Source organism: Arthrobacter sp. ISL-85 (assembly GCF_018613675.1).
Taxonomy (GTDB): Bacteria; Actinomycetota; Actinomycetes; order Actinomycetales; family Micrococcaceae; genus Arthrobacter.
This window is the reverse complement of sequence record NZ_JAGGPQ010000004.1, coordinates 37,765-55,129: the sequence shown is the minus strand read 5'-3', so window position 1 is coordinate 55,129 and position 17,365 is coordinate 37,765. Positions and strand designations below refer to the sequence as shown.

The following is a 17,365-nucleotide window of genomic DNA, read 5'->3' as shown; positions in this document are numbered from 1 at the left end:
GTGCTAAGGGACGAGGCGTCAGTATGTGGTGGCGTTGGGGATGATGAGGGGCGGCCGCGGTGCCTGAGTAAAGTCGAAGGCGCTGGCCACGTCACCAAGAAGAGGGTTGTCCTCGCGGACGCCGGGACGGTTGTCCGGGCGTCCGTCGGTGGCGGGGTTGATCCGCTCACCGCCAAGGAAGTCGTCCTCGATGAACTTGAAGTAGGCGTCCTGGCTGAGGACCTGGTGGTCGATGTATCCCTTCTTGGCGTAGGGGCTGATGACCAGGCCAGGGACGCGCAGGCCGTAGCCGTTGTTGTCCACCACCGGTGGCTGGATGTGGTCGTAGAACCCGCCCCAGTCGTCCCAGTTGAGGAAGATGGCGGTGCTGTCCCAGTCGGGCCCGCTCATGATGGCATTCACTAGTCCGGCCACATACTGCTGGCCTGTCGTGATCTTCGCCGGGGGATGTTCGCTGACGTCGTCGGTGGGGGCCACCCAGGTGACGGCGGGAAGCCTGCCCTGCCGGGCGTCGTCGTAAAAGCCGCTCAGCGGTTTGATGTTGCCCTGCTCGCCGTCTTCGGTGACGGTGTCGAAGTACGGCAGCGGGTTCCAGCGGCCCGGTGTTTCGGCGTCCTGCTTGACAGGCTTGCACGTGGCGGCATCGTTGCGGCAGTCCGGTTCGGTGCCGCTGAACACGTAGTAGGCCCACGGTACGGAGTGTTTGTGGAGCAGATAGGTCAGGTCGGTCCAGGCATAGTCCGGCCGGCCGAGGTTTTTGGCTGCTTCGGCCAGTTTTTCCTTCAGCGCATCGGGGATGTCCGCAGCGTTGACGGCGGCCTTGCAGCCGGTGAAGGAATCGGTGGACTTGCAGGCGGCAGAAGTGATCTGCTCAGTCTGGCCGGCCAAGTCAGGGCTGATGCCCGCGGCCTGGAGGGCGTCCCGGCAAGGCTGCGGATCAGCGTTCTCTTGGCATGTGCCGATGAGGCTCTTGTCGAAGTCCGACTTTTCCGGCTCCGGGTCGATGCCTTGCAGTGAGTTGACGCACGACGACGGGTCCCCGGCCTTGGTGCACTTGGCGGACCATTCCGAGACCATGTAGAGGTGGGCCTGCAGGCTTCCGGCTGCGGCGGAAGCAAACATGTGGTCCTGCAGCACGAAGTTGTCAGCGTAGTCCCAGTAGGTGGGCAGCTGGGCCCGGTCGTGGTAGCCCATTACATCGGTGGCCTTCGACTTGTACTTGCAGTCAGTGGCAGTGGGCTCACAGTGGGCAACGCCTTTTTCCGCCTGGGCCACGAACCCGTCCATCGCCCCGCTGTTGATGTCGGCACTGGCGTCGTCGGGGCTGTGCGGGCCGCCGGCATTGACGTCCGCGGTGCTGTAGAAAGGCGCCACGCAGCCGCCCTTGGCAGGATCCGGGAGGCAGGCGGTGGGTTTGCCGTCCTTCATGGGGATCCCGTCGGCGCCCGGGTAGGTGCCGAAGTAGCTGTCGAAGGACCTGTTTTCCTGGGTGATGATCACCACGTGCTTGATTTTGGAGATACCGGTTTCGGGCCCGGACGGCGTTCCCGTCCGGATGGCTGGGGGAATGGCGACGGCGAGGATCACCAAAGCGAGAGCTGCTGCACCCGCCAGGACGGCCCGCCGTCGTCCCGTCCGCAAGAACCTCATCCGTGGAAGCTTCACGTCAGGACGCCTGCTGCAGGACGTCTTTACCGAAGGTCTTCACGCCGGGGTCGCCGGCCAGTCCCAGCCGGGGGAGGTGGAAAAGGTCCTCGACGGTGGCCAGCAGGCTGTAGTGGTTGTATGCCTGGTCCGATGAGGTCCCTGCGGTGCTGAACGGGGAGAGGACCAGCGCTCCCACCCTGCCCCCGGCGGCACCGCCGGCGGGGCTGCCAGCGTCTCCCTCAGAGGGGCCGACGGAGTCAGTCTCGGCCTCGTCGAAGGTAATCACCAGCATGCCGTCCTGTTTGTACGCCGAGGAGGAGAGGATGGCCGGGACCTGGTCCTTGAGCCAGTTGTCCACCGTCCCCATGCCCCCGCCGGAGCCGTCGGCGCAGGAAGCATCATGCCCGTCGTGGCAGAGGTTGGGGGTGATGTAGGCAAGGTTCGGCGTGGTGCCAACGGATTTCAGGTCGTTGGCAAGCGCAGAATAGTTGACCACATTCTTGGCGCAGTCAGGGGACGAAATGATGGAGCGGAAATAGACAAAGGGATCGTGGTGGGTGGAGTACATCTCATACGGTGTGGCCTTGACGTGGTCATCGGCTTCGCCGACGGCCGGGTGCTCACAGGGCTGCTGCATGTCCTCCATGTAGCCCTTCCACGTCTTGCCTTGCGCGGCCAGCTGCCCGGCCACGGTTTGGGTGTCCTCCGGGTAGACGCAACCGTTGCCCTGCAGCGTGCCTTCCGGGCCGGTGCCGGTTGCCTTGAACTCGGTGTAGGTGCGGCAGTCCTGCCTTGTGCTGTCGTTTGGCGGCTGTCCAGAGATTTGGGCAAGGTAGTTGGGCAGCGAGTTGTGGGCTATGGCGTAGTAGTTCTGCAACAGCACGCCCTGCTTCCGGAGTGTTCCGGACAGGTACGGGTCGGCGGAGTTGTCACCCCACACCGTGTCATAGCCCTTGTTCTCGAGGTTGATGACGAATACATGCCCGGGGCTGCCCTTTGGTTTCGCGGCCTCGGTGGTTGTGCCCGGGTCGGGGGTGGTCGGGCTCGCTGTGGGGGTGGCGCCTGCCGTGGTTGTTGGGCTCTGGGCTGGTGCCGTTTTGGGGCTTTGCGCAGGAGCAGGCGCGGGGGTGGCGGGCTGGCACCCCACCAAGACGGATACCAAAAGGGCCGGCGCCAGGAGCAGGCCCGGGGCCCGCCACCGACCCGCCCTCTTTCGGGGAGCTGAACCAGGTTTCATGCCCGGCCTCCTTGTTCGTAGTTGTGTCCCGCCGGCCGGACCGTCCTGCAGTCCGGCCGGTAGGTATTGGCACCCCAGCGATGCGGACACTCTTGCACACGGAATCGGCGTTTTATACGGGCAATTGCTGTGAGTTGCCGGTGAATCCCCACGCCCCTTGTGGCCCGGCTGCTGCCGCCCCGGCCCTAGGTCTTTCTGCCCTAGAAGGGGGTGACCGGCAGGCGTTGACTTGAATCGCGGGAAGCTGAGGCCCGCGGGGCGGAAAGGCACACGGCGTCCGCCCAAACAGAAAGGAAAGTTCAGTGAAAAAGTGGTATCGGTGGCAGGACTATGTAGCGGTCGCCGCCGGACTCTTCACCGCGGTGGCGGTCCTGTTCACGCGGCAGCAAAGCATGTCCACCACCCTGATGCTCGTCTTCGGCGGGCTCCTGGTGGTCAGCGGCATCATCAACCTGGCCATGCCGGGAACTCCGGCCATGGAATACGTGCAGGCCGTCCTCGCCGCAGGACTGGTCCTCTCGCCATGGCTCGGGACATACACGGGCGCGACGGGCGCAGCCTGGACGTCATGGATCGCAGGGGCAGTGGCACTGGTGGTAACAGCAGTGGCCATTAAGCCCAGCACCGACGTCCGCCACACCTACCGCGTCTCGCATTAGCAAGAGGAATCCGCCATGACTGAAGTGCTGCGCTACGAAGTGGGATCCGGAACCGTGCTCGTTGAGGCTGCGGACAACACCTACGGCGTGGATCATCCCGCGCGCAACGAGCAGGGGATCCTGGACACGGGCAGGCGCCTGGAAGATGCGCTGGCCAGCGTCCGCCCGGCCGCCCGCGCAGCACTGGAGGCCATGGCGGAACTCATTCCCGAACAGATCCAGATTGAGTTCGGCGTGAAGCTCGCAGGGGACGCAGGGGCGGTGATTGCCAAGAGCAGTTCCGACGCCCACTTCGTCCTCCGGATGTCCTGGACCCCTATGGCAGCAGTGCTGCCCGGGGAAGAAACCACACATAACGGGTGACGGTGATGGTTGCATTTCATGACAGGTCCGACGCCGGGCGGCGGCTGGGCAAGCGGTTGGCCGGCCTGCGCGGCCGGGAACTCGTGGTGCTGGGCCTGCCCCGGGGCGGCGTCCCTGTTGCGTTTGAGGTCGCCAAGGCCCTCGAAGCTCCCTTGGATGTGATCGTGGTGCGGAAACTGGGGGTTCCGTTCCAGCCCGAGGTGGCCATGGGAGCCATCGGGGAGGGCAACGTCCGTGTCCTGGACCCGCGCACCATTTCCATGGCACGGGTCTCGCAGGAAGACCTGCAGCAGGTGGAGCGGCGGGAACGCGCACTGCTTGAAAGCAGGGTGGAGCGGTTCCGCCAGGGGCGCCGGCGCCTGGACCTCACCGGGCGCACGGTGATCATTGTCGACGACGGCATGGCCACCGGTTCAACCGCCAGGGCGGCCTGTCAGGTGGCCCGGCAACACGGCGCAGCAAGAGTCATCCTTGCCGTTCCTGTTGCCCCGGCCCGCGCCATTGTGGAGCTCAAGGAACCGGACGACGTCGTCTGCCTGCTTTCGCCCCAGGACTTCCAGGCCGTGGGCTACTACTACCACGACTTCTCGCCCACCGAAGATGGCGAGGTGGTGCAGCTGCTGGACGCCGCTGCGTCCCCGCCGCGCCTCCACGACGGGTACGGGGGAGACGGCAGCCTGGAGGACGACGTCGAAATCCCCGACGGAAGGGTGGTGCTGCGCGGCAGCCTCTACCTGCCGGCCAGGTGTGACGGCACGGTCCTTTTCGCGCACGGCAGCGGCAGCAGCAGGCACAGCCCCCGCAACCGCTTCGCCGCCTCGGTGCTGCACGGGGCCGGCCTGGGCACATTGCTGCTGGACCTGCTGACACCCGAGGAGGAGGTCAACCGGGCCAACGTGTTCGACATCGCCCTGTTGGCCCGCCGCCTCTCCTGCGCCACCCACTGGCTGGAGGCCCGGCATGACGGCTCCGCCGGGCGGATCGGCTACTTCGGGGCGAGCACCGGCGCGGCCGCTGCATTGTGGGCCGCGGCCGAGCCCGGCGCCCAGGTTGCCGCCGTCGTTTCCCGGGGCGGCAGGCCAGACCTGGCCGGTTCCCGGCTCGCGGCCGTGAAAGCCCACACCCTCCTGATTGTTGGCGGCGCCGATACCACGGTGCTGGCCCTCAACCGGCAGGCCATGGCGCGCATGCAGGCCCCCACCCGGCTGGAGATCGTCCCCGCAGCCACCCATCTCTTTGAGGAACCCGGCACCCTTGCCATGGCGGCCACCCTGGCCGCGGACTGGTTCCGGCACTACCTCCTGCCCTCGCCGGTGGGGCGGTCCGCGCCGGAGGCCAGGGAATGAATACTTCCGCCGGCAACACCGGCGCCGGGCGCTGGGAGGAACGCGGGGCGGAACGTGCGGCCGACACCATGAGCGAGCTGGCGCTGCGTCCCGGCTGGCCGTCCATGTTCCGCGGCTACCTCAACGAAGAGGAGCGGTACCGGCGCTGCTTCGCCGGCGGCTGGTACCTCACGGGGGACCTGGCAAAGCGCGACGGCGACGGCTACTTCTGGTTCGTTGGCCGCAGCGACGACGTGATCAAATCCTCCGGCCACCTGATTGGCCCCTTCGAGGTGGAAAGCTGCCTCATGGCCGTGGCACCACGGCTGCTGGACTTCACCACCACCCTGCCCAAGACGCGCAGCGGCAAGATCCTCCGCCGGCTCCTGAAATCCCGCGAGCTGGGGCTGCCCGAAGGGGACACCTCAACGCTCGAATCCCCGGCAGGGCCGGCCATGACGCCGAAAGACCAGCCATGACCACGCTCAAGAACCACGGCGTTCCGGACGCGGAGCATGCCGTGCACCTGCTCCGGCAGATGCTGCGGGTGCGCCGGCTCGAGGAAAAATGCATCGAGCTCTACAGCGAGGCCAAGATCCGCGGCTTCCTGCACGTCTACATCGGAGAAGAGGCTGTGGCCGCCGGGGTGATGGAAGCCCTGGCGCCGGAGGACGCCGTGGTGGCCACCTACCGCGAACACGGGCACGCGCTCCTGCGCGGCGTTTCCGCCGGGGCCATCCTCGCGGAAATGTACGGCCGTGCCGAGGGCTGCTGCCGTGGCCGGGGCGGTTCCATGCACCTCTTCGACGCCGAAACCCGCTTCTACGGCGGAAACGCGATCGTGGCCGGAGGGCTGCCGCTCGCGGTCGGCCTGGCACTCGCGGACCGGATGGCCGGCCGCCAGCAGGTGACGGCGTGCTTCTTCGGCGAAGGCGCGGTGGCCGAAGGCGAGTTCCACGAAAGCATGAACCTGGCCGCGCTGTGGCAGCTGCCGGTGCTGTTCTGCTGCGAAAACAACCTTTACGCCATGGGCACGGCGCTGGGCCGCTCCGAATCCCAGACAGATATTGCCCTCAAGGCCGCGGGGTACGAGATCTCCGCCTGGGCGGTGGATGGCATGGATGTGCTGGCCGTTGAGGAAGCCGCCCGGCGCGCCGTGGACGCGGTGAGGTCCGGCAGCGGTCCGCATTTCCTGGAGCTGCGCACCTACCGGTTCCGCGCCCACTCCATGTTTGATCCGGAGCTGTACCGGGAGAAATCCGAGGTGGTCCAGTGGATGGAACGGGACCCCATCAGCCTGCTGCAGGGCGCCATGCAGGCGGCAGGGAAGTTGCCGGAGGAGCAGTGGGCCGCGCTGCAGGCCGACGTGGACGCGGAGATCAGCACCGCCGTGGGATTCGCGGAGAACGGCACGCCGGAGCCGGTGTCCGAGCTCAGCCGGTTTGTCTACAGCGACCGGCCGGACGACGGCAGCGCGGGCGGCGGCGGGACGGCCGAGTGGGATACGACAGCAGGGAAAGGCGGGGCTGCAGGATGAAAACCACGTACCGGGAAGCCATGCGCGCGGCCCTCCGCGACGCCATGCAGCGCGACGACCGGGTGTTCCTCATGGGCGAGGACGTGGGCCGGTACGGCGGCAGCTTCGCCGTGAGCCTGGGCCTGCTGGAGGAATTCGGGCCGGACCGGATCCGCGATACGCCGCTCTCCGAGTCCGGGTTCGTCGGAGCGGGGATCGGCGCGGCGCTGGGCGGGATGCGGCCCGTCGTCGAAATCATGACCGTCAACTTCAGCCTGCTGGCGCTGGACCAGATCATCAACAACGCGGCCACCCTGCTGCACATGTCCGGTGGCCAGTTCAACGTGCCCATTGTCATCCGGATGACCACCGGCGCCGGCCGCCAGCTCGGTGCACAGCACTCGCACAGCCTGGAGGGCTGGTACGCGCACATCCCTGGGCTGCGCATCCTGGCCCCCGCCACCCTGCGGGACGCCCGCGGCATGCTGTGGACCGCGCTGCAGGATCCGGACCCGGTGCTGATCTTCGAGCATGGCTCGCTGTACAACGTTGCGGGGGAGCTCGACGACGGTGCCGGCGCCGTGGACATCGACAAGGCAGCGCTCCTGCGCCAGGGGGACGGCGACGGGGACCGCCTGACCCTCATCACCTACGGCGGTACCCTTCCCATGGTGCTGGACGCCGCGGACCAGCTGGCCGGGGAAGGCATCGGCGCCGACGTCATCGACCTCCGCACCCTCCGCCCGCTCGATTCGCACACCATCGTGGACAGCGTGGCCAGGACGCACCGGGCGGTGGTGGTGGACGAGGGCTGGCGCAGCGGCAGCATCTCCGCCGAGATCGCGGCCCGGATCTGTGAACAGGCCTTCTTCGACCTGGACGCCCCCGTGGAAAGGGTGTGCAGCCTGGAGGTGCCTGTCCCCTACGCCAAGCACCTGGAGGAGGCGGCGCTGCCGTCGGTGGAGCGGGTCATGGCCGCCGCGCGAAGGGCCGTGGGCGCCGGTGGCTGAATTCCGGATGCCGTCCCTGGGCGCGGACATGGAACACGGCAAGGTGGTGGAGTGGCTGGTCAAACCGGGGGACTACGTCCACAAGGGCGATCTCGTGGCGGCCGTGGACACGGACAAGACGGTCATGGACATCGAGTCGTTCCAGGAAGGCGTGGTGGCCGAATTCCTGGTGGACATCGGCGACACCGTGGATGTGGGCACCCCCATCGCCCGGATCACCGCCACCCCCGCCGAACTCCCGCCGCCCCAACCCGCACCCCCGCTCACGTCTGGCACCCTTTCCCCCGACGCCCGCTCACCTTTGGCAGCCAAAGAGGCAACGCCCGCTCACCCGGGCGGCCCTGCGGGGCGCCCGGACGAGGGCGGAAAAGCCTCCCCGCCGGTCCGGCACCTGGCGCACACGCTGGGGGTCGACGTCGGACGCATCAGCGGGAGCGGTCCCGGCGGCGAGGTGACCAGGGCCGACGTCGAACGCGCCGCGGCTGCCTCCGGCACCAAAGCGGGGCCTGCTCCGGAAGCGGTTGCAGAGGTGCCGCCGGAGCGCGCCGAAACCCGGCGGGTGCGTTCGTCACCGCTGGCCCGGCGGCTGGCCGCAGAGCTTGGCGTCAACCTGCAAGGGATCGCGGGCACGGGTCCCGGCGGTGCCGTGACGGAGGATGATGTGCTCTCCGCTGTCCCGCCCAGGGGACGATCAGCCAAGGGGCCCGGTGCGGCAAAGCCGGCGGAAGCGCCGTCGTCGGAAGCTCCGGCGTCGGACGCTGAACCGGCGGAAGCACCGCCGGAAGCGTTGCACGAAGCCGTGGAGGAGGCGCCCCAGCGCGTCAAGACGGCGGCCGGCGGCAAGGCGGAAAGCCTGCGGCAGGCGGTGGGCGCGCTAATGTCCCGGTCCAAGAAGGAGATCCCGCACTACTACCTCTCCACCACCCTGGATCTCGCGGCGGCGACGGCGTGGATGCAGGCGGCAAACCAGCAGCGGCCGGTTTCATCCCGGCTGGTGCCGTCGGCCCTGCTGTTGAAGGCAACGGCGCTCGCGGCCAAGGAAGCACCGGACATGAACGGGTTCTTCACCCGGGGCGCCTTCCAGCCCAGCGGCGCAGTGCACCTGGGAGTGGCGGTGGCCCTGCGGCATGGTGGGCTGGTGGCCCCCGCCCTGCACGACGCCGACACGTTGACGTTGGACGAGCTCATGGACCAGCTGCGGGACCTGGTGAGCCGCGCCAGGGCGGGGCGGCTGCAGCGCGCCGAGATGGCCGATCCCACCATCACGGTGACCAACCTGGGCGATCTCGGGGTCGAAAGTGTGTACGGCGTGATCTACCCGCCGCAGGTGGCCATGGTGGGCTTCGGCAAGGTCCTGGAGCAGCCGTGGGCACACAACGGCATGCTGGGCATCCGGCACGCCGCCATCGCCACGCTGTCCGCAGACCACAGGGTGAGCGACGGGCTCCGCGGGGGCCGTTTCCTGGCCCGAATCGACGAGCTACTGCAGAAGCCGGGGGAACTGTGAACCCCGGGGAGCTGTTGGACGTGAGCGAGGAGGAGCCGTGAACGAACAGGAAGCTCGCCGGGCAGTGGAGGCGGCGATCGGCAAAGTAGCGCCCGACGTCGGGCCTGACGACCTGGAAGGCGGCGCACGGCTGCGGCAGGACCTGGAATTGGACTCGCTGGATTTCCTCCGCTTGGTGGAAGTCATCGCGGAATCTACGGGCGTGGACATCCCGGAGGTCGATTACCCGGCGGTGGGCACCGTGGACGGGCTGGTCAGGTACCTGGCCGGGCACGGATGAAACCCGGGGCAAAGCCGTGGCGGAGTCACCGACGCTGGCTCCGCCGCCTTGGCGTCGCAGCGCTGGTTGTCCTGGGCCTGGTCCTGGTCTCGGCGGTGGCCAACGTGGCCCTGGAGTCCCAGGAGAAGGCCGCTGCCGCGCCCTATGGGCAGCGCGTTGCCATAACCGGGGGCTCGGTGAACGTGGTCCGGACCGACAATGGCGGCCAGGGGCCGCCGATTATCCTGCTCAGCGGCCTGGGGACCGCTGCACCCGGCCTGGACTTCGCCCCGTTGATCCGCGAACTCGGCGACTTCGACGTGATTGTGGTGGAAGGCTTCGGCTATGGCTACAGCGACATGGAGGCCAGTGCGCGGACCAATGAGCACATCAGCAACGAGCTTCACGAGGTGCTGGCCAAACTCGGGGTCCGGCAGCCATATGTCCTGGCCGGCCACTCCATCGCGGGGTTCTACCTGCTGGACTACGCCAACCGGTACCGGGCGGAGGTTTCCGCAGTGGTGGGCATCGACGCGACCATACCGAAGCCGGGGGACCAGCCGGTGGCGGAGCCGCAGCCAGGGATCAACTGGGCGAAGGTGGTGGCCGCCACCGGGTTGGTCCGCGCGGTGGCCACGGTGGCGCCGGGTGTAGTCGATCCGGACAGCAACGCCTATTCGGCCGAAGAGCTGAAGCAAATGCGCACCATGATGATGTGGAACTTCGGCAACTCCGCGGTGGCCGATGAAACCGCGCTCATCGCGAACAACTCGGCAGCGCTTCGGGGAGCCCGGTATCCCGACGACCTGCCCGTCCTGGCGTTCATTGCGGACGAAAAGGATGGCAGGGTGGCTGCCAAGACGGCCGCGGCCGAGGATCTTCTCAGGAATGTTGCCCGGCACCAGGTGCTCCCGCTTGAGGGTCATCACTACCTGCACTGGACGCAGTCCAGGCGGATGGCCGAGGAGATCCGCAGGTTCGTTGCCCCGGGCTGAACCGCCTGTTCATCCCGCCACGTGGTCGTTGCCCCCTAAGTAGACCCCCACAGAGTGGGCGCGCCAGGCCGGGTGCGCAACGTCGCCGACGGCGGCCAGCAGGGTGGGGTAGACCAGTGCGGTACCGAGGCCCAGGACGACGCCGGCACTCGCCTGCGCAAGGCCCTCGCCAGCCTGGGCCAAGCGGACGGGTAGTGCCCGGCAAGGTAGCATGCATGCGGCAGACCTGGAACGAAAAGGAAGATCATGGCGGAACCACTGGTCATCGTTTTTGACGTCAACGAGACGCTCTCGGACATGGCCCCGCTCGGGGATGCATTCGTGCAGTCCGGCGCGCCCCGGGAACTGGCCAATCTATGGTTCGCCACGCTCCTGCGGGACGGGTTCGCGCTCGCGGCCAGCGGAGACAAGGAGTCCTTCGCCACCATCGGCGCCGATGCCCTCCGCACCCTGCTGGGAGCCGAAGGGATCTCCGGAAACCTGGACACCGCCGTCGAACGCGTCATGGCCGCCATGAAGAGCCTTCCCCTTCACCCGGATGTCCCTGCCGGCGTCCGCGCCCTCGCCGCCGCCGGGCACCGGCTGGTCACCCTGACCAACGGTGCGGCCGCCAATGCGGACAAGCTGCTGGTGGCCGGCGGCATCCGGGACGAATTCGAGCTGCTCCTGTCCGTGGAGGACGCGCCTGCCTGGAAGCCGGCCAAGGCCGCGTATGAGTATGCGGGGGCATCGGCGGGAACGGATCCTTCCGGGATGCTGCTCGTCGCCGTGCACCCCTGGGACATCCACGGGGCAGCCAGGGCCGGACTGCGGACGGCGTGGATCAACCGGACCGGCTCCCGGTACCCCTCCTATTTCCAATCCCCGGACATCGCCATCGCGGCCCTGACTGAGCTGCCGGCGGCCCTCGCTGCATAGGCTGGTGACCCGGGCTGCAGGCGTGGTGGCGGACGCCGCGGGAATACCTGTAGTCTCTGTTCACGGTGATGGATCCCGCCGGAAGATCTGCGCAGGTGCGCTGTCTTCGAACCGCCGCCTGGCTGATGGTTCCTGCCTTTGCTGATACGAAGGTAGGTGGCCCGTGCCCGCACCCGGCCCAGTCTTCCTGCCCCACCCATACAGGAGAGCATGTGGCTGAGCCCGATAAAGCAAGCGCGTCCACCGGCGGCGTTCCGTACGCACCGCGGAAAATCATCGGCCCGGTGCTCATGGGCGTGGTCCCGGGCCAGCCGTTGGCCGTAGCCCACCGTGCCGCCGAACTGGCGCACAGCCTGGGCGTGAAACTGGTCTGCGCCTACGTGGACGTCACCACCTATCTGGCTGAAGAGCCTGACGGCCGGCTGGAAGCCCGCCCCATCGATCCGGACGGGATCGACGATGACATCGAAGAGATCACTGCCTCCATCGCCGGCCATCTCCGCGACGCCCTGGGCGGCACCGGGATCGCCTGGTCCTTCGTGACCCTGGCCGGGGATCCGGCCAGGGCGCTGGGACGGCTGGCGGAAAGCACTGATGCGTCCGTCATCGTAGTGGGCACCCGGGAACGCGGGCTCGGGGCCAGGTTCGAGGAGCTGCTTGTGGGATCCGTTGCGGTCCATCTCACCCACCGCCAGCACCGGCCCGTCCTGGTTGTCCCGCTGGCCCCACACCCCCGGCACCAGCCGAAGGCGGGCCACTGATGGAGCGGCCTTTCCCGGAGGCCCAGGCATCCGACGAAACAGACTGGGAAACGCTGGGGGCGGTGCGCGTCCACCGGCCGGTCCACCTGCATCCCGGGTTTGTCCTGGTGGTCATTGTTGGCGGCACGTTCGGTGCCCTGGCCCGGTACGGCCTGGGCAGCATCCTGCCCGCACCGGGCGGCTGGCCGCTACCCACCCTGGTGATCAACCTGGCCGGGGCTTTCATGCTCGGCGCCCTGCTCGAAGCCCTGGTCCGCCGGGGCCCTGATGCAGGCCGGCTCCGGGTGGTCCGGCTGCTGGTGGGCACCGGGTTCATGGGCGCCTTCACCACCTACAGCACCCTGGCCGTGGAAGCCACCACGTTGTTCAGCGCCGGCCGCGGCGCAGACGCCTTCATCTATGTCGGAGCCTCCGTGGTGGCAGGCGCCGTGGCAACCGTGGCCGGCATCCGGCTGGCAGCAGCCCACCATGCCCGGACCACCTCCCGGCCGGGGAAGGCCGGCTCGCCGACGGAGGGAAACCGGTGAGCCCCGTGACCATCATCCTGCTGGGACTCGCCGGCGGGCTGGGAGCTGCGTCCCGCTTCGTCGTCGACGGCCTGGTGCGTTCCAGGATCAGGACTGCCCTGCCCCTAGGCACCATCGCCATCAACGTCACCGGATCGTTCCTGCTGGGCCTTCTCGCCGGCGCCGTGATCGTGCATGCGGCACCGCCCGTGCTGCAGGCCATTGCCGGCACCGGGTTCCTGGGCGGCTACACCACTTTCAGCACCGCAAGCTTCGAAACTGTCCGCCTGGTCCAGTCCCGCCGCACCGGGCTGGCGCTCCTCAACGCGCTCGGCACGGCTGCGGCATCGGTGGGTGCAGCTGCCGGCGGCCTTGCCGTCGCGGGGCTGCTGTGAGCCCCCCGCCGCGCTCCTAGGCCACCGGGTTCCTAGGCCACCCGCGCGGACATTTCCCGGAGCCCGGCACGGTGCAGGTGCTCCAGCTGGACCACGTCGCGCATGAAGGACACCGCGAGCAATCCAAGGGCCAACGCCGGAGCTGAAGCGGCGGCAACCGGAGGGACGCCGGGGAGGAGCGCCACCAGCAGTGCGAACGGCTGGAAGGCCCCGATGGCCCTGCGGGATGCGCTGGGCGGCAGCGCCACGCGAAGGTGCGGCCGGAGAAGCCCGGCGGCCACGAAGGCGTAGTACATGGCCCCGATGCCGAGCGTCCACGGCCCGGCAACGGGAGCGGCGGCGACGGACAGCACAAGCACCAGGGCGGCGTCCGTGGCGGAATCGAACCGCGCCCCGGCCGCCGATGACGTTCCGGTGCGCCGCGCCACCACGCCGTCCAGTCCGTCCAGGAGGAACGCAGCCCCGCCCAGGAGCGGCAGGAACAGGTCCGTGCGCAGGCCCGTGAAGAGTTGCGGAACCGCCAGCACCGCGCAAAGGGCCACCAGGATGGCACGCAGCAGGGTGACCCGGTCTGCCGGTGTCGAGAACCGCGGGATCCGCCGCAGGACGGACCCGACGGCGGCCGCGGTCACCAGCGCGCCGGCAGACAGGCCGGCCAGTTGGAGGACCAGCCCGGACGGGGACAGGGAGGTGAGCCAGAGCGCAGACACCACATAGACAGAAACGGTGCCGAACGCGTCCGGCACCGCCCGCTCATCCCCGCTCATGTGCCACCTCCCTCCGCATGCTAGCAACGGTCGGGGTGATGGTCACGGCCGGCGGCGCCGGGCCGGGAGCCTGGCGCCGTCGTCGGACTTTCCCCTGCGGCGAGCCCGGACCAGGCCGGCCAGTGCCAGCAGGGCCCCGGTTCCCTCGGCAACGGCGCTGAGGGACTTCGAGAAGAACCATACGGGGTCGTACATCGCCGGGATCGGTCCGATGGCCGGGATGTCCACGTACCTGTACAGCACGACGGCGGCGAACGCGCTGAGGGCCACCACCAGGGCCACGGCATAGGCGGCCCTGCTGCCGCGGACCAGGACGTAAATGCCGGCCACCAGCGCCGCGGCGGCTTCGAGCAGGAACAGGGTGCCCTGGCTGACAGTGCCGGGCTGCGCGTTCTGGTACCCCGGGGCCAGGAAAAGGTGGACGCCGGCATCGATGAACAGCGCCAGGGCGGTCAATAATCGTAGAGCCACGCTTATGTATACGCCGGAAGTTCCTTCCCGGTTCATATGGCCCTGTTCTTTATGTGGGTTTCTTGGGGAATATTTAGGGGCATCCGCAGTCTTGCGCCTGTAGCGGGCGGCTGAGCCTGCGGCCCTACGAGTAAGGAGAACGACCATGACCCTTCCCAAGGAAATCACGCCGGGAACATGGACCCTGGACATGGCCCACAGCGAGATCGGCTTCAGCGTCCGCCATGCCGGGATCAGCAAGGTCCGCGGCCGCTTCACCGAGGCCCAGGCCGAGGCCAGGGTGGGCCAGTCCCTGGCGGACTCATCGGTGCACGCCACGGTATCCACTGCCAGCTTCAATTCCGGCGACGCCAACCGGGACGCGCACGTACGCGGTGCAGACTTCTTCGACGTCGAGAAGTTCCCCGAGATGACCTTCCGCGGCACCTCCATTGAAGGGGACGGTGAGGATTACACCTTGACCGGGGACCTCACCATCAAGGGCGTCACCAGGCCCATCGAGCTTGAGGTTGAGTTCACCGGCGTTGCCGTGGACCCGTTCGGCGCCACGCGGGCCGGTTTCTCAGCCGAGACCGAGATCAGCCGCAAGGAATTCGGCCTCACCTGGAACGCGGCGCTGGAAGCCGGCGGCCTCCTGGTCAGCGACAAGGTGAAGATCAACCTCGAGGCAGCGCTCGTCAAGCAGGGCTGACCTGCGGGTTCCCGCGGCTGGCGTTACTTTTCGCGGCGGAAAAACGCCGGCGCTACCGGAATATGCGTAGCGCCGGCGTTTTTGCGCCGCGGGGATGGTTTGGTGCAGCGGGATCTCGCTACAGCGGTTCCGGCCGCAGCTTCACGTTGCCCAGCGAGCGGATCAGCGCTACGGCAGTGATGGACCCGGCCGCCATGATCGATGCCAGCACCACCACCTGGAAACGGCCCGCTTCCAGGGGCGACGCACCACCGAAAATAGCGCCAACGAACGCGCCCGGCAGGGTGACCAGGCCAGTGGTTTTGGTCTGGTCGGTGGACGGGATCAGGGCCGAGTGCACTGCACGCCGGGCCTGGACAAGGGTTGCCTGGCGGGAGGCCGCGCCCAGCGCCAGCCACCCCTCCACCTGGTCCCACTGTTCGAGGACCGCCTCAAAGAAACGGCGTCCGGCCAGGGTGGCGATGGTCATGGAGTTGCCCACCACGATCCCGCCCACCGCCAGCACATACCGCGGCGAGAACTCAATGGCCCCTGTCCCGAACACGATGCTGAGCGTCACCAGGATGCCGGCGGCCATTGTGGCGGCCACCAGGGCGAAGCGCGGCCAGGACCAGGTGAGCCGCCGCGTTGCGGTGATGGACGCCACCGTGAACATGACCAGTAGAGCGGCTCCCACCCAGATCGGGCTGCTGATGACGCCGCCCAGGATCAGGCTGATGGCGGCAAGCTGGGCTGCACCGCGGAGGATAGCCAGGGCGGGGGAGAGGTACGACGGCGTCCGCGAGCCCCACAGGATGCCCACGGTGAGTGCCGCAAGGATGGCAACGGCCACGAGGGTGGGCAGCAGGGCGGCAAGTTCGGGCATGCCGCCAGCTTACTGAGGAGCCAGGTCCAATCTGTTCCTCCGCAGCCGGAGGGGCCGCTGGTCTTCTTAGGGCTGTGGTGGTCCCGAGAGCTGGCCAGCGAGGCCAGACAACAGGATGGTGAGTCCTTGGTCAAGCTCGGCGTCGCCGTCGTAGTCTGCCAGGACTGGACCCAGCGCCCGGAGGTGGGGGAATGCCTTCGCGGGTAGCCGGTGCAATCCGAGGCGGAGGAGTGCTTCGTTTTCTTCCGGGTCCACGATGTATTCCTGGAGTTCGTTGAGGATGTGGCCGTAGAGGAAGCCGTAATAGGCCCGGTAGACGTGAAGGGCGTCGGTGGGGGAGAAGCCGGCACGTATAAACAGTCCCAGGATTTGTTCGAGGGGGCGCAGGGTGCCAAGGGGGCGTAGGCCTAAGGGGGTGGACAGGGGCCTGGTGACCAGCAGGGGTACGACGTTGGGGTGCCGGAGGGCCAGGAGCCGTAGGTCGTGCGCGATCCGTCGCAGCTGTGCCTGCCAGTCCGGCTCATCGGCGAAGATCGCGAGTTCATCCAGGACGATTTCGGTCACCCCGTCCAGCACATCCGCCCGGTTCGCTGCGTAGCGGTAGAGACTCATGGGGTCCCGCCCCAGTTCCTGGCCGAGCCGGCGCATGGTCAGGGCGTCCAGGCCTTCGGCATCGATGAGTTCCAGCGCGGTGGAAAGTACAACGTCCCTGCTCAGGGGAACTTTCCGGGAGCCTTCGCTGCGGGGGGTGCTTTTGGGGGGTGGCCATGGCTAAATCGTCCTGTTCGTTGCGCCGGGCTTGGGAGGCGGCGCGTCTACGTAAGCTTGCTTACGGTCTAGTCTACGCGTAAAGTCTACATTGTAGAGAAGTTGCCAACATGGTTTCGAGCCAAGGGATCAAAGTTGCGTAGTCGTCCGGCTGCCCACTCACCTTTAGGAGAAACCCATGACTACTCGAAACCTGATTCAACAACCCGGCCGCCGCGTCCTCACCAGCCACCCCTAGCCGCTCTCCTGGCTCCCAGGCCAGGAATGGAACACTTCAGGTGCAGGATTCCCAGCAAGGATGCCGCCCTGAATTCTCCCCTCATACGTTAGTCAGCCTGACCATGTTCCCGTGCAGGGAACTGGATCTGAGGCCCCGAGCCTGATGGTGGACAACTGCACCTGTTGAAAAGAGCCACGATGGCACAGACACAGTTCGACCAGTTCCTTGATGAAGCCACCTACCGCGACCGCGAGCCGGGAAAGCACCTGGACCGGGACTCCCTCTATGGCCTGTACACCAGCTGGTGCTGTGTGACCGGGCAGAAGCCGCAGGCAGAGCACGTCTTCTGGACCGCAATGCGTGAGCGGCTCAGCCCAGGGGAATGCCTCCACATGAAGAGGTGCCCCGCAGCCGTCGATTACATCCTCGCCAGCTACCCCGCGATGGTCTGAGAGGCCGCGGCCCGGAGTTTCCCCCGGGGCGGA

21 protein-coding genes, 1 pseudogene and 1 riboswitch are annotated in these 17,365 nt (G+C 67.7%); of the genes and pseudogenes, 15 read left to right on the top strand and 7 right to left on the bottom strand.

Annotation, left to right across the window (positions count from 1 at the left end; translation table 11 throughout):
• Positions 1–18 precede the first annotated feature (18 nt).
• Both J7I84_RS02285 and J7I84_RS02280 read right to left on the bottom strand, forming a co-directional pair.
• Positions 19–1,650, bottom strand: a complete 1,632-nt coding sequence (locus tag J7I84_RS02285; protein WP_214940097.1) for an alkaline phosphatase family protein — start codon at positions 1,648–1,650, stop codon at positions 19–21.
• A 16-nt stretch (positions 1,651–1,666) separates the two neighbouring features.
• The gene (locus tag J7I84_RS02280) at positions 1,667–2,884 is read right to left on the bottom strand and encodes an alkaline phosphatase family protein (protein WP_214940094.1); all 1,218 of its coding nucleotides are present in this window, start codon (positions 2,882–2,884) and stop codon (positions 1,667–1,669) included.
• A gap of 302 nt (positions 2,885–3,186) precedes the next feature.
• Here J7I84_RS02280 and J7I84_RS02275 point away from each other — a divergent pair, with 302 nt between their 5' ends.
• The 9 genes and pseudogenes from J7I84_RS02275 (at position 3,187) to J7I84_RS02235 (ending at position 10,518) form a co-directional block, all read left to right on the top strand.
• Positions 3,187–3,543: an SPW repeat protein gene (locus J7I84_RS02275; RefSeq protein ID WP_214940091.1), complete on the top strand. Its 357-nt coding sequence runs from the start codon at positions 3,187–3,189 to the stop codon at positions 3,541–3,543.
• 15 nt (positions 3,544–3,558) lie between these two features.
• Positions 3,559–3,906, top strand: a complete 348-nt coding sequence (locus tag J7I84_RS02270) for a CU044_2847 family protein (protein ID WP_214940088.1) — start codon at positions 3,559–3,561, stop codon at positions 3,904–3,906.
• Between the two features lie 5 nt (positions 3,907–3,911).
• The gene (locus J7I84_RS02265) at positions 3,912–5,252 is read left to right on the top strand and encodes a phosphoribosyltransferase (RefSeq protein ID WP_214940086.1); all 1,341 of its coding nucleotides are present in this window, start codon (positions 3,912–3,914) and stop codon (positions 5,250–5,252) included.
• 62 nt (positions 5,253–5,314) lie between these two features.
• Positions 5,315–5,710 (top strand): annotated as a pseudogene (locus J7I84_RS02260) (acetate--CoA ligase); the annotation flags it as partial.
• Positions 5,707–6,768 (top strand): pyruvate dehydrogenase (acetyl-transferring) E1 component subunit alpha, encoded by a 1,062-nt coding sequence (pdhA, locus tag J7I84_RS02255; RefSeq protein WP_214940083.1) that lies wholly within the window; start codon positions 5,707–5,709, stop codon positions 6,766–6,768. The pseudogene J7I84_RS02260 and the gene pdhA, both read left to right, overlap by 4 nt.
• Positions 6,765–7,757 (top strand): alpha-ketoacid dehydrogenase subunit beta, encoded by a 993-nt coding sequence (locus J7I84_RS02250; protein WP_214940081.1) that lies wholly within the window; start codon positions 6,765–6,767, stop codon positions 7,755–7,757. Before pdhA ends, J7I84_RS02250 begins: the two co-directional genes overlap by 4 nt.
• Entirely contained in the window at positions 7,750–9,264 is a 1,515-nt protein-coding gene (locus J7I84_RS02245) for a 2-oxo acid dehydrogenase subunit E2 (RefSeq protein WP_214940078.1), read from the top strand. Before J7I84_RS02250 ends, J7I84_RS02245 begins: the two co-directional genes overlap by 8 nt.
• 37 nt (positions 9,265–9,301) lie before the next feature.
• On the top strand, positions 9,302–9,544 hold the full coding sequence (locus J7I84_RS02240; RefSeq protein WP_214940076.1) for a phosphopantetheine-binding protein: 243 nt from the start codon (positions 9,302–9,304) through the stop codon (positions 9,542–9,544).
• Positions 9,541–10,518, top strand: a complete 978-nt coding sequence (locus J7I84_RS02235; protein WP_214940073.1) for an alpha/beta fold hydrolase — start codon at positions 9,541–9,543, stop codon at positions 10,516–10,518. The genes J7I84_RS02240 and J7I84_RS02235 overlap by 4 nt, the downstream gene beginning before the upstream one ends.
• A gap of 9 nt (positions 10,519–10,527) precedes the next feature.
• On the opposite strand, the gene J7I84_RS02230 is transcribed toward J7I84_RS02235, so the two are convergent.
• Positions 10,528–10,701, bottom strand: coding sequence for a hypothetical protein (locus J7I84_RS02230; RefSeq protein ID WP_214940419.1), 174 nt, complete (start codon positions 10,699–10,701; stop codon positions 10,528–10,530).
• A 63-nt stretch (positions 10,702–10,764) separates the two neighbouring features.
• Here J7I84_RS02230 and J7I84_RS02225 point away from each other — a divergent pair, with 63 nt between their 5' ends.
• From J7I84_RS02225 to crcB, 4 genes are all read left to right on the top strand, one after another.
• The gene (locus J7I84_RS02225) at positions 10,765–11,436 is read left to right on the top strand and encodes a haloacid dehalogenase type II (protein ID WP_214940070.1); all 672 of its coding nucleotides are present in this window, start codon (positions 10,765–10,767) and stop codon (positions 11,434–11,436) included.
• Between the two features lie 55 nt (positions 11,437–11,491).
• A riboswitch (Fluoride riboswitch) is annotated at positions 11,492–11,578 on the top strand.
• 70 nt (positions 11,579–11,648) lie between these two features.
• Positions 11,649–12,197, top strand: a complete 549-nt coding sequence (locus J7I84_RS02220; protein ID WP_311381047.1) for a universal stress protein — start codon at positions 11,649–11,651, stop codon at positions 12,195–12,197.
• A complete protein-coding gene (locus J7I84_RS02215) occupies positions 12,197–12,724 on the top strand; it encodes a CrcB family protein (protein ID WP_214940067.1) in 528 nt (175 codons plus the stop codon). The genes J7I84_RS02220 and J7I84_RS02215 overlap by 1 nt, the downstream gene beginning before the upstream one ends.
• A complete protein-coding gene (gene crcB, locus J7I84_RS02210) occupies positions 12,721–13,098 on the top strand; it encodes a fluoride efflux transporter CrcB (protein WP_214940064.1) in 378 nt (125 codons plus the stop codon). Before J7I84_RS02215 ends, crcB begins: the two co-directional genes overlap by 4 nt.
• A gap of 32 nt (positions 13,099–13,130) precedes the next feature.
• On the opposite strand, the gene J7I84_RS02205 is transcribed toward crcB, so the two are convergent.
• Together J7I84_RS02205 and J7I84_RS02200 are read right to left on the bottom strand one after the other, a co-directional pair.
• Positions 13,131–13,865 (bottom strand): CDP-alcohol phosphatidyltransferase family protein, encoded by a 735-nt coding sequence (locus J7I84_RS02205; protein ID WP_214940061.1) that lies wholly within the window; start codon positions 13,863–13,865, stop codon positions 13,131–13,133.
• Between the two features lie 42 nt (positions 13,866–13,907).
• Complete coding sequence (locus J7I84_RS02200; RefSeq protein WP_311381046.1) at positions 13,908–14,336, bottom strand: hypothetical protein; 429 nt, start codon at positions 14,334–14,336, stop codon at positions 13,908–13,910.
• 145 nt (positions 14,337–14,481) lie between these two features.
• Between J7I84_RS02200 and J7I84_RS02195 the strand changes: the two genes are divergently transcribed.
• A complete protein-coding gene (locus tag J7I84_RS02195; RefSeq protein WP_214940058.1) occupies positions 14,482–15,027 on the top strand; it encodes a YceI family protein in 546 nt (181 codons plus the stop codon).
• 118 nt (positions 15,028–15,145) lie between these two features.
• Here the strand turns inward: J7I84_RS02195 and J7I84_RS02190 are convergent, their stop codons facing one another.
• Together J7I84_RS02190 and J7I84_RS02185 are read right to left on the bottom strand one after the other, a co-directional pair.
• Positions 15,146–15,892, bottom strand: a complete 747-nt coding sequence (locus tag J7I84_RS02190; protein WP_214940054.1) for an ABC transporter permease — start codon at positions 15,890–15,892, stop codon at positions 15,146–15,148.
• 66 nt (positions 15,893–15,958) lie between these two features.
• On the bottom strand, positions 15,959–16,540 hold the full coding sequence (locus tag J7I84_RS02185) for a TetR/AcrR family transcriptional regulator C-terminal domain-containing protein (RefSeq protein ID WP_251045942.1): 582 nt from the start codon (positions 16,538–16,540) through the stop codon (positions 15,959–15,961).
• A 537-nt stretch (positions 16,541–17,077) separates the two neighbouring features.
• On the opposite strand from J7I84_RS02185, the gene J7I84_RS02180 reads away from it, so the two are divergent.
• The gene (locus tag J7I84_RS02180) at positions 17,078–17,332 is read left to right on the top strand and encodes a hypothetical protein (RefSeq protein ID WP_214940051.1); all 255 of its coding nucleotides are present in this window, start codon (positions 17,078–17,080) and stop codon (positions 17,330–17,332) included.
• The last annotated feature ends 33 nt before the right edge of the window (positions 17,333–17,365 follow it).